12 protein-coding genes are annotated in these 14,987 nt (G+C 49.5%); 5 read left to right on the top strand and 7 right to left on the bottom strand.

Features of this window, described 5'->3' with window-relative positions:
- The first annotated feature begins 23 nt into the window (after positions 1 to 23).
- Positions 24 to 1,835, top strand: a complete 1,812-nt coding sequence (locus H6570_16105; protein ID MCB9320809.1) for a DPP IV N-terminal domain-containing protein — start codon at positions 24 to 26, stop codon at positions 1,833 to 1,835.
- A 72-nt stretch (positions 1,836 to 1,907) separates the two neighbouring features.
- Here H6570_16105 and H6570_16100 read toward each other — a convergent pair whose 3' ends face one another.
- The 6 genes from H6570_16100 to H6570_16075 form a co-directional block, all read right to left on the bottom strand.
- Positions 1,908 to 2,546 carry an HAD family hydrolase gene (locus tag H6570_16100; GenBank protein MCB9320808.1) on the bottom strand — a complete coding sequence of 213 codons (639 nt, stop codon included), beginning with the start codon at positions 2,544 to 2,546 and terminating at the stop codon, positions 1,908 to 1,910.
- Positions 2,543 to 3,538, bottom strand: coding sequence for a YpdA family putative bacillithiol disulfide reductase (gene ypdA / locus H6570_16095; GenBank protein ID MCB9320807.1), 996 nt, complete (start codon positions 3,536 to 3,538; stop codon positions 2,543 to 2,545). Before ypdA ends, H6570_16100 begins: the two co-directional genes overlap by 4 nt.
- Positions 3,539 to 4,354, bottom strand: a complete 816-nt coding sequence (locus H6570_16090) for a universal stress protein (GenBank protein ID MCB9320806.1) — start codon at positions 4,352 to 4,354, stop codon at positions 3,539 to 3,541.
- 246 nt (positions 4,355 to 4,600) lie between these two features.
- Positions 4,601 to 8,080, bottom strand: a complete 3,480-nt coding sequence (locus H6570_16085) for a hypothetical protein (protein ID MCB9320805.1) — start codon at positions 8,078 to 8,080, stop codon at positions 4,601 to 4,603.
- Positions 8,081 to 8,450: 370 nt separating this feature from the next.
- Complete coding sequence (locus tag H6570_16080) at positions 8,451 to 9,176, bottom strand: Crp/Fnr family transcriptional regulator (GenBank protein MCB9320804.1); 726 nt, start codon at positions 9,174 to 9,176, stop codon at positions 8,451 to 8,453.
- Positions 9,177 to 9,311: 135 nt separating this feature from the next.
- A complete protein-coding gene (locus H6570_16075; GenBank protein ID MCB9320803.1) occupies positions 9,312 to 10,175 on the bottom strand; it encodes an NAD(P)-dependent oxidoreductase in 864 nt (287 codons plus the stop codon).
- Positions 10,176 to 10,431: 256 nt separating this feature from the next.
- Between H6570_16075 and H6570_16070 the strand changes: the two genes are divergently transcribed.
- The 4 genes from H6570_16070 to H6570_16055 all read left to right on the top strand — a co-directional run bounded on the left by H6570_16070 (position 10,432) and on the right by H6570_16055 (position 11,988).
- The gene (locus H6570_16070; protein ID MCB9320802.1) at positions 10,432 to 10,863 is read left to right on the top strand and encodes an SRPBCC domain-containing protein; all 432 of its coding nucleotides are present in this window, start codon (positions 10,432 to 10,434) and stop codon (positions 10,861 to 10,863) included.
- A gap of 14 nt (positions 10,864 to 10,877) precedes the next feature.
- On the top strand, positions 10,878 to 11,072 hold the full coding sequence (locus H6570_16065; protein MCB9320801.1) for a KOW motif-containing protein: 195 nt from the start codon (positions 10,878 to 10,880) through the stop codon (positions 11,070 to 11,072).
- Entirely contained in the window at positions 11,069 to 11,431 is a 363-nt protein-coding gene (locus tag H6570_16060; protein MCB9320800.1) for a nuclear transport factor 2 family protein, read from the top strand. The genes H6570_16065 and H6570_16060 overlap by 4 nt, the downstream gene beginning before the upstream one ends.
- A 179-nt stretch (positions 11,432 to 11,610) precedes the next feature.
- Positions 11,611 to 11,988: a DoxX family protein gene (locus H6570_16055; GenBank protein MCB9320799.1), complete on the top strand. Its 378-nt coding sequence runs from the start codon at positions 11,611 to 11,613 to the stop codon at positions 11,986 to 11,988.
- A 75-nt stretch (positions 11,989 to 12,063) separates the two neighbouring features.
- Here H6570_16055 and H6570_16050 read toward each other — a convergent pair whose 3' ends face one another.
- Positions 12,064 to 14,970, bottom strand: a complete 2,907-nt coding sequence (locus H6570_16050; protein MCB9320798.1) for a TonB family protein — start codon at positions 14,968 to 14,970, stop codon at positions 12,064 to 12,066.
- Between the last annotated feature and the right edge of the window lie 17 nt (positions 14,971 to 14,987).

Genomic DNA, 14,987 nt, shown 5'->3' with positions numbered 1-14,987 from the left:
ATTTACTCATTTTAATCTAATCCATGATCCGGCATTTCAACACCATCTGTTCCATCATGCTGTTTGGTTTTCTGGCTATTGTCCTGCCAGCTCAAACGATAGAAAATGCAACAGATTCACCTGATGGGATGTACACCGCGTACACCCAGGAAGGCAACCTCTATATCCAGGAAAAGTCCAGCAGTACAGTCACCCAACTGACCCATGATACCGATCCTCTCGTCTACAATGGTTATGCTTCCTGGGTTTATTACGAAGAAATCCTGGGCCGGGGCTCACGGTACCGGGCATTCTATTGGTCTCCGGACAGCAAACGGATCGCGTTTCTGCGTTTTGATGATAACCCGGTGCCGGAATTCATCATCTTCCATTCGGAAGGTCAGCATGGTTACAACGAATACACGCGATATCCCAAAGCCGGCGATCCTAACCCGGAGGTCCAGCTGGGAATCGTTGACGTGGCAACCCAGCAGGTCACGTGGGTCGATGAAGACCACCAGAAAGATCAATACACCGCCTGGTGCTTCTGGGATCCGGAGAGCACCGGTTTGTATTTTCAGGAATTAAACCGCGGGCAGGATACCCTGCGTATCTATAAAGCCGATCCTGCTTCCGGACACAAGCAAATGATCTGGGAAGAGACCAGTCCCGCCTGGGTTGAGTTTTATGAAAACATGTACTTCCTGTCTGATAATCAAGGATTCTTGTTGAATAGCGAAAGGTCCGGCTGGAACAACATTTACTGGCACAAACCCGATGGTTCAGTGGTCAATCTGACCCCGGGAGAACGGGCCACCTCCAATGCAGACTATGTGGATGATCAGGGAAATGTTTACTTCGGATACTCGGAAGGGATCAACCGCTACTATGGACGCAGCAATCTCAAACATCCGGGTATCGAACCTCTCGTCACCGGAGAGGGTACACACTTTGTACGATTCAATGCCGAGGAGGGTAATTTCTCCGATCGCTATTCCGATTTTTATCATCCCTGGGTTACCAGGACGTACGATCTGAATGGGAAACCGCTGGATGAGGCGCCGGAAGCCACCCCCGATGCCAATGCCCAGGCCGGTATCCGGGTAGAATTGCGGACCGTCCTGGTTGACGGTTTTGATCTGCCGGTAAGACTGGTCTTTCCTTCAGATTTTGATCCCAATAAAAAATACCCCATACTCTTTAATGTCTACGGCGGCCCACGCAGTCAGTCGGTGCGTAATTTTTACCAGGATTTCACCAATGACGACCAGCTCGCCCAAGGATTGATTAAAGTTACCTTTGACCACCGGGGCAGTGGCCTCTTCGGACGCCTGGGACTGGATCAGATGCATCGTCAGCTCGGCAAATGGGAGATCAGCGATTTAATTGCTGTCGTCAAGGCGTTGGAAAAGGAGACTTACGTCGATCCGGAGCGGGTTGGCATCCAGGGTGGCAGTTACGGCGGATATTATACCGCACTGGCCCTTACCGCAGGAGCCGGATACATCACGCATGGCATTGCAAGTTTTCCGGTGACTGATTGGCGCCTTTACGACAACATCTACACCGAGCGCTACATGGATACCCCGCAGGAAAATCCGGATGGCTACAACGCCGGCTCGGTGATGACGTACGCGGACCAATTGAAAGGAAAATTGTTGATCATCCATGGCACGGTCGATGATAATGTCCACGTACAAAACTCCCTGCAGCTGATTGACAAACTGGAAGACCTGGATAAACCCTTCGAGATGATGTTTTACCCCGGCGAGCGGCATGGATGGGGCGGACCCAAACGCAAACACTCCCAGGCTTTAAGTGAAAAATTCTGGGAAGATTTTTTGGGTGCGAGGTAGCCTCGTGGGATGTTTCCGGGCATGTTATTTAATCCGTGCCATTCCTTACAAAGTCAAAGAATATCACTCCGGCTACAGTGCATCCTGCATCGCCTTAATACTTCGAAAGGTCCTGGCGCCAGCCTCCTGAAACTCCTGTTCATTGTGATCATGGCTGTAAGCCCAAATATCCATGCCTGCGGAGAGGGCTGCCTGTATGCCATGGATGCTGTCTTCGATTACCAGGCAACGAGACGGTTCGGCACCCATCTGTGCGGCCGCATACAAGAACAATCCGGGCTCCGGCTTAAACTGGTCAATCTCATAGGCGCTGAAAAGCTTGCCGGCAAAGCGATCGTACAAGCTTACAATACGCAGGTTATGCTCCATCTTATGCATGGGTCCATTCGACGCCACGCAGTAGGGTATGGTCAGAGCATGGATCAGCTCCGGAATACCAGGCACTGCCTCCAACTCCCGGGTAAAAGCCTCAAATGATTTTTGACGGTAAATGAGGCCCAGGTCTTCCGGCAGTTTGATGCCAAATTTACGCTCGGTATAATTGATGCAATAGGCCAGCGAGGTGCCGGGAAATTCGCGTCGCGCTTCTTCGTCACTTAGTGGATATCCCAGGCTGCGCACCTCTTCCGCAAAGATGCGGTTGGCGATGGGCTCACTGTCTACCAGCACGCCGTCACAGTCGAAGATGATGAGGTGGTAGGCATGCTTCATGCTTCCCCGGGTTTTAACTTGCGCAGGATATCGTTCAGGATCATCTCAGCGTGTACCCGGCTGTTTTCGATAAAGAGCCGGTTGGTCTGTAGTCCGGCACATATAACACCAGCGACATAAACCCGTGGGAGATTGGTCTCCAGACTTTCAGGATTGCAAGTGGGCGTCTGAAATTCATCCCGGTTGAGACGGATCCCGATTCGCTCCAGGAATTCATAATTCGGATGGTAGCCGGTCATGGCGAGCACCCAGTCATTCTCCAGCGTGATCTTCCCATCCGGGGTCATTACATCGACATCTTTTTCCCGGATTTCCAACAAAGTGGCGTTGAAATATGCTTTGATCGATCCCTCCTTGATGCGGTTTTCGATGTTGGGCCGGATCCAGTATTTGACGTTTGGACGGATCTGCTCTTCCCGGATGACCATGGTCACCTCCGCGCCTTTATAATACGTCTCCAGCGCCACATCACAGGCCGAATTGGCCGCGCCAACGACCACCACTTTTTGACCAATGTAAGGATGTGGATCGTCGTAATAATGTTTCACTTTGGGCAGTGACTCACCAGGAATTTCCATCAGATTGGCACAGTCGTAGAAGCCCGTAGCAACGATCACTGCATGCCCCCGGTAAGTGGATTTACCAGTCACGATGGCATAATGCGCTTCATCCAGACGATACATGCCGGTCACCGCTTCATAAACGTGCAGATTTAGTTGCCAGGCTTCTACGACCCGGCGATAGTATTCAAGGGCTTCCCGGCGGGTGGGTTTATCGGCATGTGCAATAAAGGGAACATCCCCAATCTCCAGCAAATTGGAGGTTGAGAAGAAGGTCATATTAACCGGGAAGTGGTAGATCGAATTGACCAGAACACCTTTCTCCAGGATGATGTGGGATAAATTTCTGCGCCTGGCTTCGATGGCACATGCCAGCCCGATGGGCCCGCCCCCAATGATCACGACGTCATAGGTCGGTCCAGGTATTTCCATTTATTCTGCGGTTGTCGTCCATTCCGGTACCAGTAAAACCGGAATTGGAATTGAAAAATCTTCTTTATAAAAACGATTGGTGGTGAATAGCCGCTCAAAGATACCCCGGTTGCGTTTGATCATACATACCCAATCCATTGGATTATTCTCCAGATACGTGGCCACTCCGGCCGGCAAGGAGGCAGACTGGATCTCCACTTCATGAAATGCCTGATGGGTAAACAGATCGCCGAGCTCAACATCCATGGTATCTTCCTCGCTTACGACAACGTGGAGTACTGATAATTTGGCTTTGCAGAGGGAGAGCATCCAGCGGAATGGCCGGATCACCTCGTGTGCGTGTGTAGTCAGCTTGCGGAAAGCAAATAAAATACGCTTTGGTATACCTCCGATGTAATTAGGCGGAATGATCAGAATGGGGGTTGTCGTGGTTTTGATCACCCCTCCCAGGGTGCTGCCAAAACTCACCTGGGCATCCATGGTCTCGCCCTGGGCACCCATGACAATATAATCCACCCCGTGTAATTCTGCATTCCAGTTGATCAGAGTTGCTGCATCTCCCGATTTAGCCTTAATCTCGATGCGGGTATTCTCTTCTGTCAGGTGTGCGACCGTGGCCACCAGATCCTCCAGCTGCATTTCATTCTCCTCCTGCAGCCGTTCGGTAAACGACATAATCATACCAGCTTTTTCTTTGATCTGGTAGAAATGGTAGAGATAAATGATGGATGGTTGTTTATTAGCCAATTGAATGGCGTATTGGAGCGCGTCCAGCGAGTTGGCTGAATAATCGGTCGGGACCAAATATTTGATCATACACAGATTTCATGATTCGTGTGCAAAGATAATTCGTTTTTCATTGCCTTATTCAACTTGCTTAACGTGAATTATCCAGCAGCATACGACATTTTAGTTGATGAAACATGTCTTTGGAACTGCCTATGTAATCCACTTAAAAAGCGGATTTCAGGGGGTAAGGATTGGCTGATCGTTAAAAGAAAAGCACCCCCTGAACGTGCGAGAAGGGGGTGCCAACAGGTAAAATCTGGACTCAATATAATCCTAGCGCTTTACAAACAAAGCACTACCAATTTCCTGGTCGTTGATCAGCGTCAAAACATATACCCGCTGCGACGGGAGCCGGCTGATGTCTAGACGCACCGTTCCATCGGGATGGTAGCCCACCGGTACGAGGGCATGGATGATGCCCGTCTGGTCAGCAATCTGCAGCATAGCTCCATCGTGGATCGGTGTTTCTGCCGGTAAGTTGATGTGCAATTCCTCGGAAGCCGGGTTGGGATAAATGCTTACGTTCAGACTAGTCAGTGTGGTCGCCACTGAGGTGGAGGCTTCTTCCACTTTGAAAACATGATCCGAGATAAAGGTTATTCCGGTATTCCTGCGAATGATATCGGCCATGCGGGTTGCTTTGATGTCTGCTTTTTCCCGGGCGGACAGTACCGGGTCCACCTCAAAATAGAAGCGGTCACCATCACGGATATCGGTAAACTGTCGTTTGATGATATTCATCGCGGTAGGCCCAAATAAGGCACCGGGCATGTGATCTTCAGCCAGCATGCCGGCCCAGGGGTCAATTTTGTTGATGTCCTGATAGACGAAGGCAAAATGCTGATTCAACACCGGATCCGAAGACAACTGGCTGAAGGAGGATAGTTTGGACAATCCAAATTCCTGGCGGATAGCATTGAAATCAGCCAGACCTCGATCACGGCCCCGGTTAAGGTTCAGGGACACCAGGTCCAGGCCTCCGGCTCCGGGAGCACCAAAGAGGAAATTGCGCAGATCATCGATTACATGGCAGTCAAAATCCTGCGCGTGAACCGTGGTCATACCGGCCAGCAATGGCGCTACATCACCCATTTCGCCCATGATCCCGGGGTTGAAAAACATGCTCCGCAACTGCAATCCGGAAGGCTCCGTGTAATTGCCGGAATTGTCCATCATCACAAATTCCGGACCGATGGTAGAGTGGCCGTAACGGTAAGCCGCCGTCGAGAATACATTCATGATCGCCGGATTAACCGAAGCCTGAAATCCCTGGTAAACAGGGAGATCGATTCCCAGAGTAGGCAGCCATTCTTCGTAAACAATGGCCTCGATCAACCCTCCTACGATCTTGCGGGCATGCTGGTACAACTGTTCATCGGTCCATTCGGGATGTTCTTTCTGCAGCTGGTCGCACTGGCGGTTGTGTTCACGGACAAAGAGGGTATGGATAGACGTAAGGAATCCATTTTCATTGGCACGGACATCACCGGCTATGTAATAATGATCAACATTCGGGAATGGCATGGCCATCGATGGAGCATCCGGAGCGATGGCATCGCCCGCTTCCCCGGTGATGGTATTGTAGGGCAACATGTCACCGGTACTCACTTTCAGCTTGCCCCCGGTAAAGGATCTCAACCAGGCAGCCCGTTTGGCATCGGATCCATAGACAGCAGAACCATCAATAAATGCTGTGATTCCGTTAAAATACATACGGGGGTTGGCTCTGCTGGTACCTGTCCCTGCCATGAATGCAGATCGCAACATCGGCATGGTCTGGGTACCTGTCCCTTGGGGATCAAAATAGGCATCGTAAGCCGGTATGGAAATATCCATGCGTTCCGATTCCTGATCCGGACTTAAAGTTATATCGTGGTCAATAAATTGTCCGAATCCCCAGGCATAGGCAGACAGTTCCAGCTGATCATTGATGTGGCCTTCCTGTGAAAATATTTCATTGCTGATGAGCCGCGGATTGGGACGGTCTTCACCAGAAGGCAGTTGAATACCATCGGTGAAATGCAGGCCTGAAGCCACCGAAACTTCGGTATTGGTCGCGCCCCAGGAAGGATTGTACGGATTATTCTGGGTCCCGTCGATGGTGCGATAGAGTGATTCTTCAAAAATGTGGGTTTGAAAAGCCTCGTCCGGGAAAAAGCCCAGCGATGTATTACGCCGAACTACATCCGCGAGGCGTGTCGCTTTTATCTCAGCCTTTTCTGCAGCCGTCAGATTGGCATCATTTTCATAATAAAACCGGTCACCAATCTGCAGATTCAGAAACTGCTCCCGGACTACCGCCATGGCCGTCGGTCCGAACATGGCTCCCGTCATATGGTCTTCCGCCAGCATGCCTACCCAGGGGTCGATCAGATTGATGTTGTCATCATAGGTTTCTGCCAGGGCTGCCTGAACCAGGCTATTGGATGTGATCTGGTTAAAAGAGGTGAGTGCGGGGAGGCCAAAATAGGTGCGCATCTGGTTGTAAGGAAGGATGCCTCTCTCCCGCCCCCGGTTGATATTCAGCGAGGCCAGGTCCATTCCACCGGCGCCCGGAGGGCCAAAAAGAAAATTACGCAGATCATCGATGACTTTACAGTCCATCTGTTGCTGGGCAATACCAATACCCCCTTCCAGATACGGTTCGATTCCCATGGATGCAGCTATTGCATCGGGGTTGAAGAATGCATTGCGCAATGCGATCGGGCCTTCCGGGATCGCATGGCCAAAATCATCCAGGCGGTTGAGGACTGCGTTGATGGTAGTATGTCCGTAACGAAACGCGGCCGTTACGAATTCATTCATCATGCTCGGGTTGGCTGATGACTGATAGCCGGCGTATGCAGGAATGGAAATACCCATAATGGGCAACCACTCTTCGTAGACAATGGCTTCAATCATTCCGCCCACCATCTTCCTGGCTTTCTGATACAATTTTTCATCAGTCCAATCCGGATGCTCTTTGACCAGTTTATCACACAGCCGGTTGTGCTCTCGGACAAAGAGGGTATGGATGGCCGTCAAAAAAGGATTCTCGTTGGCACGTACATCGCCGGCCACGTAATATTTTTTGACGTAAGAAAATGGCATCGCCATCGAAGGTGCTTCCGGATCGATGGGACTATCCTTTTCACCATCTACCGTATTGTAAGGCAGCATGCCACCTACCGACATTTTCATTTTGCCCGATGTACCGGTCCGCAACCACTTAGCGCGGGTCTCATCCGGTCCATAAACTCCGGAACCATCGATGAACGCTGTAGTCGCGTTGATATGCCGGCGCGGGTTGGTAGGATCGGTACCCGTGTTGTGGTCGTATTCCGAGCGAAGCATCGGTATCGTTGCGGTACCGGTACCCAGCGGGTCAAAATACGGGTCTCCGGCAGGGATAGAGACAACATAAGCTTCGGTTTCACTGTCCGGGCTTAGGGTGATGTCATGATCGATGAACTGGCCCCAGCCCCAAACGAATGCACTGCGTCCCTGCGGGTCACCGATGATGCCATTCTGGGCAAAGATCTGATTGCTGATGAAGCGTGGGTTAGGCCGGTCGGCGCCAGCCGGCGTAGAAAATCCATCACCATAGGCGGTAGGAGATTTATACACCACTTGCGTAAACGTGGCACCCCAGAAATGATCCGGGTGATTCAACCATCCATCGTAAGAACGGTTTTCCTGGGCAATCACAGCCTGGGAAAGTAACAGCAACGAGATCATAGCGGGAAATACATTACGGGTAAAAATTGACTTCATAGTCCACTGAATTAATTCAACTACTCGAGAAGGGACGGATTTCCTGGGCCGGAAACTGCGGGAAGCAAATGGTAACATTTTTAAAACTGGCAACGAAAAAATTGGAATAATCGAGGCTTGTCACTGACAAACCAGGATGCCGGGCAAAAGACAATATAATAGGGGGTGTACAAATGTCCAGATCGCTTCCCGCTACACTCAGGTTGTCTTTCAAATATCCGTTCTACCTTCAATTCGAAAGCCAATATTAGCCAGCTCTGGAATGAACCTTTATGTTCTACAGCATAGGGAAGGATGCTTTAAATCACATTCTATATATCAATTATATATTATAAATTGAATTACAATTATTTACAAATGAATTCTCGGTTTACTGCAAAGCACTGGTTTTTCGTAGTCCGTCCAGATCCAGGTAACGGATGACCTCTTCTTCCATGGAGACCAACCCCGTTTTGGAAAATTCGGAGAGAGTGCGAATTGCATTGGCCACGTTCATCTCGGACAAAGCAGCAAAATCACTTCTCTTGAGGTGCAGCCGGATCATTTGATCGTTGTTTGCACCATCAAACAGTTCATACAGGTAAAGCAGGGTGTCGGCCATCCGTCCCCGCATGTGTTTACTCTGCAGATTGGTCGAGCGTTCGATGGACTGGGCAAATTGTTTACTTATTGCCTGCAGCGTCTTGATGGCAATGGCCGGTTGACGTTGCAACATTTCCAGAAAATAGGAACGAGGGATAAAGCATACCTGGCAAGGCTCCAGAGCAATGCAGGAGAAAGAATAGGGCTGATCACCCATAAAATCGTAAAAACCCAAGAAGTCAACGGCCTTATTCAGAGAGAAGATATGTTCATCCCCATTGGCGCTGACCCGCACATTCTTCACCTTACCGTGAGACAGTGCAAAAAGGCCGAGAGGCCAGCTACCCTGACGGAACAGGTATTCATCCCTGGAGAAGAAAATACATTTTTTATTCTGGTTGAGCAGAATAAGCTCTTCCCTGGGTAGTGAAGCAAATAACGATAAACTCCTGCTAAAACAAGTGAGACAGTTGGTCTCTACGGTTGAATCGATCTTCTTCAAAGGTGATCCCATCTATAGTTACTATCCGGATATGCTGGTTCAAAGCTACATGCATTAAGCCATTATGCTTAACAAGGAGCAATGACCTTCATCATCCTGGTCCTGAGGGATACTACTATGAAAGTGGTTAATACCGGCAAAAAGGCTTTAATCGTGCTTGCCCCGGCCGCCCATGGCCTTAAGATACCCGGGTGTGAAGAGATCCGGCATCAGGGTGGTGGTGCCGGGAACCATAGCATATCCGGAAAAGTCAGTCATTCCCGCTTCCTTGAGCACATCGGTGTCGATGAGAAAACGACCGGTATACGTTGCCGAAGGTTGCTCGAGGATCCAGGCAGCAGCATCCGCCACGATCTCTGGCGTACGTGACATCTGCATCATGGATTCACCGCCCAGTAAATTCAGGACTGCAGCTGTGGCTATGGTGGTTTCCGGCCACAGGGTATTGCAGGCGATCCCGTATTCAGCGTACTCTCCCGCCAATCCCAGCATACACAGGCTCATGGAAAACTTGGAGATGGTATAGGCAACATGCGGCGCAAAGAAGGCAGGATTAAGATCCAGCGGAGGCGAAAGCGTCAGGATGTGGGGATTGGAGCTTTTTTTCAGGAATGGCAGACAAGTCTTGGATACCAAAAAAGTACCCCGGTAGTTGATCTGGTGCATGAGGTCAAAGCGCTTCATCTCGGTAAACTCACTGGGTGTCAGTTGTATGGCGCTGGCGTTGTTAATGACGATATCGATCCCTCCAAAATGGTCCACCGCCTGAGCTACCGCCGACTGGACTTCCGCTTCTTCCCGCACATCCACCTTTATTGCCAATGCCCGGCCACCGGCGGCTTCAATCTCCTCAGCAGCCGTGTAAATGGTGCCTTCCAGCTTGGGATGGGGCTCCGTTGTTTTTGCGGCAATGACGATGTTGGCACCTTGGGATGCCAGCTTCATAGCAATTGCCTTCCCGATACCACGTGAGGCCCCGGTGATGAAGGCGGTTTTATGTTGAAAGGTCATGGAGCAAATGTTTGACCTCAAGTTAAAGAAAGTTTGGTAGTTTCCCGGGTAAGAGTAGTCGTCCATTGGCTCCGGGGCAAAATACACCACTTTCAACCGGCAAACCTTGAGCTCCCCGAAGAGCCTTAGCTGGATCAAAATATTCACAACTACACCGAATGGTCCTTTAAGCCTCAGGTGAAATGCAAACAGACACCCTAATTTGTTCGTATATTATTAAAGTGCCGGGCTATTAACCTGGCAAAAAGTAATTACCATGGCAGGCATTTACCATAACTTTCCAATTCGTGCTTCCAGCAACAATGTGTTTGAAGCCATTTCGACACCGGAAGGACTGGACCGTTGGTGGACCAAATCCTCATCGGGTGTATGCGCTGAAGGTCAATTATTCACATTCGATTTTGGTCCGGACTATCAATGGTCGGCCATGGTTTCTGAATATATTCCAAATGAAGTGGTTGAATGGACCATGCAATTGGCAGATCAGGATTGGGCCGGAACCAAAGTGGGGTTCCATCTGAAACAAATTGATCAGGTTACCGAGGTCCGGTTTTACCATAACGGATGGAAATCCGAGAATGAGCATTTTCGCATCTCAAATTATTGCTGGGCTATGTATTTGAGAATACTAAAAAGGTATCTTGAATACGGTGAATCTGTGCCTTATGAAAAACGACTCAATACCTAAAAAATAGACATACTATGGCTGACAATCAATTGAAAGACGGGGACTATTGCAGGGTAATCGCCGGCACCCACAAAGGAAAATCCGGTTATGTCCGCGATATTAACACCAGCAAGACCGGACACATCACCATTACCGTTTTACAGGAAAACGGGGACCGGTTTAAGACGCTGGGGAGAAGTGTCGAAGTAATCAAATCAGAAAAAATATGACCATCATCGCTATCGCCGAATCCTTCCTGCAATTGGCCGGGCACGGAAAAGTAAAGGAGGCATTTGGCCAATATGTAGCACCTGACTTTATTCACCACAATCAATATTTTCAGGGCAGCCGTGAGGCATTATTATTAGCAATGGAAGATGCGCACCGAAACAGCCCGAATAAATCCATTGAGATCAAATATTCCTACCAGGATGGTGATACGGTGATAACGCACTCGCTGGTAATAAAACAGGATATTGAAATCGCTGTCGTCCATATATTTCGCTTTGCCGGGAATAAGATCAAAGAACTCTGGGACCTGGGCCAGGTTATCGATAAGCATTCACCCAATGAAAATGGCCTGTTCTGAATAAAAATAATGGTAGTGCTTAAAAATATTACCTCAAAAGTTACCCCTGGGAAATCATATTGCTGATCCGTTCCTGCATCCGGACCATTGACGTAATTGACCCTCGAAAATGGCGAATCCACAACGCCTGCTCCATTTTGGTTTGACCTACTTTTGAAGTCAATTCCAAACTTTTCATTATGACTGCATCAAAAAAATACACCATCCTCTTTTGGGCAACGACGGTGATCATTTTTATCATGGAGGGTTTGATCCCTGCATTCACCTCACAAACGGAACTGGCCAAGGAAGGAATCCGGCACCTGGGATATCCACTCTATTTTGGCAATGCCCTGGTGGTTTTTAAGGTGCTAGGGGCCCTGGTTCTGATCATCCCTTTCATACCGAAGCGCATCAAAGAGTGGGCATACGCCGGATTTTTCTTTGATTTTATCTTTGCCAGCATCAGTCACTTTGCCGTCGATGGCATGGATTTTCAATCCGTATTTCCGTTGTTCTTTCTGGCTTTCCTAATGGTGTCGTATTTTTCCTACCATCGATTAAATTCAGTCCAATAAATAAAACCAAAAAAGAACGCCAGCCACTGCAATTCAAGTGACTGGCGTATCTTAAAATCTGGTCGTATTATTTACTCATTGCAGAACAATCTGCTTGCTGAAGGTTTGCCCATCCTGGGTGACCGTCAGGATAAGGACCCCAGGTGCAGCCTTGTCCTTCAGGCTGATGGATTCGTTGAAGCGGCCATTAAAGGCAGGGATGGTCCTGGACCAGATGACCTTCAGATCCAGGTTATACAGGACCACATCTACCGGCCTGGCCGGTGCCGTGAAGCCGATCTCCACCTGGTCATTGGTCGGGTTCGGATAGGCTTTAAAATCCATTAAATCCAGGCTGTTGACTGCGGGTTCCGTTTTAGCCTCACTGGACAACTTGAACCGGACCGGCATATTGTAGATCACCGCCACATCCTTCCCTCGCTGCTTGCCGGGAATCCACCGGATTCCATCTTTTTGCATGCCTTGAAATACTGCCAACGCTGCTTCGCCGCAACCCCCGTCCAGATCACGCACGATCTCCAGGTCGGTCATCGAACCGTCTTTTTCGATCACAAACCGGATCACGGCCATCCCCTCGATGCCGCTTTTGCGGGCAGCTTCCGGGTATTTTACATGCTCAAATACGTAATTCATCAGCGTTTCTTTGGAACATTGGTCCCGCTCTTCTACGCTGGTCATCTCCTCGCATCCCGGAAAACGCGGATTTTCTTCAACCACTTTGAAGATCTCACGGGCACGATCCTTGGTTTGTTGCTGAACCACAGCATGGTCTTTCAGGAAGATTTCAATCACGGATTCTTTATTGTATTTCGATTGTGCTTGGTCGCCTTTGAGCACATTGACGCTCTCAATCAGGTCGGGTGTATAGGGCAGCTGATCCGCCGTTTGATGTTCATATTTTCCTACAACTTTCTCGCCTTTATAAACAACCATCAGGTAATCCTGACCTTTGTCCTTCGCTTTAATGGCAATATTGGACTGAGGTAGTTCTTTCGGATCACCTTTCTGTGCATAACCCACCACGACAAAATCCGCATTCGGTTTAGATGATGAAGGTAAGGTCTGATCTTTCTCCTTACTATTTTCCAACTTGTATTCAATGGTGAAAGACTGCCTGACATTGAGGGGCTTGCCTTCCAGCAGACCTGGCTGCCAGGGACCTACGTCCTCCACGACTTTCTTCACATCTTCCTGTATGGAGGCCGGGACCTGATCTCCATCCAGGTTTTCAAAATGGGCTTTTCCATCCACCCCGACATAATAAGTAACATTCACCACCCCACTCCATTCAGCAGCCCGCGCTGCTTTTGGGTAGGTAATGGTCTGATAGATTTTCTCCATCAGACGGGCTTTGGTACAATTGGCAGCCTGCTCGCCGGATTCGTTACAATTACTCAGTAATGGAGGACGGTCCAGTTTGCTGCCTTTATAGATTTCCTCCACCTGAGGAAAGGCTTCGGTCTGGTCCGTCAGCATAAACCGAATAGGGAGTTTGTATTCCACCCGTACCGGGGCTCCGCGTTGTTTGCCTGCTTCCCAGCGCAATCCATCTTCATTCATCTTTTGTACAACCCGCTTTCCTTCTTCGCCGGTACCACCGCCCATGTCCCGGATGACTTCAATGTCTGACAGGCTTCCATCTTTTTCTACGACAAACTGAACGACAACCATCCCCTGGATACCTGCATCACGGGCGGCCTGAGGATAGCGGATGTTCTCATAGATGTACTGCAGCAGTTTTTGCTTGGCGCAATTCTCACGGTCTTCGGAACTGCCTTCGGTACACCCAGGAAACATGGGATTTAGTTCGACCACTTTAAAAACTTCTTCTTCGGTAGGTCTAGGTGACCTCGGTTCCTTGTAATCTGTGTTCAGGTAGGTCGTCTTCAGGTAGATCTCAACGACTCCATTGGCGCCATCAGCACCAAATTTGTTGGTTGCCTGTTCTCCCTTAAGCACATTGATCTTTTCGATGGACTGCGGGTCAATCTTATTGTTATCGATGGACCGGGTACGGATTTCCTCTCCGGAACGGTAATGGATCAAATACAATGGAGCCACCGAATCCTGGGCCAGCAACAGGCCGGCCTGCAACCCGGTGTCCTTGATTTGGGGTCCGGATTTCGCCGCTACCAGCAGTACGGTAAGCAGCAAAGCCGGAACGACATACAGCAGCTTAAACCGGGCCGCCCAGCCGGAAGGTTTGCGTATCATCATGGTTATACGATTTTTTAATTGTGAATTAATGAAATGATTCGCCAGGGCAACCTGAAGTCCGGACGTAGACTGCCTCAGCAAGGTATGGCCATAAATTTTTACGTGGGTCGTCTGCAATACCGAGCGGTCAGCCAGGTATTCATGCAACGTGCGAATACTGCGACGGTAAAGGTAGATCAACGGACTGCACCACAGCAGCACCTGCATCACTTCCAGGATCAGAACATCCCAGCTATGCCGGTCACGAACGTGGGAAAGTTCGTGCTTGAGAATAAAATCACTTTCAATGCGCAGATGTTCAGCCTCCCGGGGCCAAAACACCCAGTGAAAGAACGAGAATGGCAGATGGGTTTTTGACATCTCAATCAGGGTATAATCCCGGTATTTTGTTTTGTCTCCCTTCCGGTACATCTGCAGGATCTGTGCTAATCCATAGACCAGCCGGCTGGCAAATACGGCCACGCCACTCCAATAAATAAGCAACAGGATGTCCTGCCAATGCCAGGCCGGATTTTGATCCGCAGGTATAACCTTAAAATAGGCCGGTACCTGGGTTACTGGTCCCAAAAGTTCCATCCCTGCCACGAACACCGGGTCCTGACTGGTCCAGGACCAGGAGGATAAGGGCAGCAGGAGGCCGGTCGCCAAAGTCGCCAACAGGTAATACCGGTTAAACCGGAAAAAGGTCTCCTTTCTCAAAAAGAAGAAATACACCAGGTAAAATACCGACCAGTAGAGGGACACTTCGAGTATAAATGCGAGCATGTGATGTCCAGTTTAAG

This window comes from Lewinellaceae bacterium, assembly GCA_020636135.1.
Lineage (GTDB): Bacteria > Bacteroidota > Bacteroidia > Chitinophagales > Saprospiraceae > JAGQXC01.
The sequence above is the reverse complement of the archived record's forward strand: the minus strand, read 5'-3'. Positions and strand labels throughout refer to the sequence as shown.

Bases quoted from the DNA above. Each gene is read 5' to 3' on its own strand.
- H6570_16090 (MCB9320806.1), bottom strand. From the start codon at position 4,354: ATGATCAAATATTTGGTCCCGACCGATTATTCAGCCAACTCGCTGGAC.
- H6570_16070 (MCB9320802.1), top strand. From the start codon at position 10,432: ATGGCAGGCATTTACCATAACTTTCCAATTCGTGCTTCCAGCAACAAT.
- ypdA (MCB9320807.1), bottom strand. From the start codon at position 3,538: ATGGAAATACCTGGACCGACCTATGACGTCGTGATCATTGGGGGCGGG.
- H6570_16050 (MCB9320798.1), bottom strand. From the start codon at position 14,970: ATGCTCGCATTTATACTCGAAGTGTCCCTCTACTGGTCGGTATTTTAC.
- H6570_16075 (MCB9320803.1), bottom strand. From the start codon at position 10,175: ATGACCTTTCAACATAAAACCGCCTTCATCACCGGGGCCTCACGTGGT.
- H6570_16100 (MCB9320808.1), bottom strand. From the start codon at position 2,546: ATGAAGCATGCCTACCACCTCATCATCTTCGACTGTGACGGCGTGCTG.
- H6570_16105 (MCB9320809.1), top strand. From the start codon at position 24: ATGATCCGGCATTTCAACACCATCTGTTCCATCATGCTGTTTGGTTTT.
- H6570_16080 (MCB9320804.1), bottom strand. From the start codon at position 9,176: ATGGGATCACCTTTGAAGAAGATCGATTCAACCGTAGAGACCAACTGT.
- H6570_16055 (MCB9320799.1), top strand. From the start codon at position 11,611: ATGACTGCATCAAAAAAATACACCATCCTCTTTTGGGCAACGACGGTG.
- H6570_16065 (MCB9320801.1), top strand. From the start codon at position 10,878: ATGGCTGACAATCAATTGAAAGACGGGGACTATTGCAGGGTAATCGCC.
- H6570_16085 (MCB9320805.1), bottom strand. From the start codon at position 8,080: ATGAAGTCAATTTTTACCCGTAATGTATTTCCCGCTATGATCTCGTTG.
- H6570_16060 (MCB9320800.1), top strand. From the start codon at position 11,069: ATGACCATCATCGCTATCGCCGAATCCTTCCTGCAATTGGCCGGGCAC.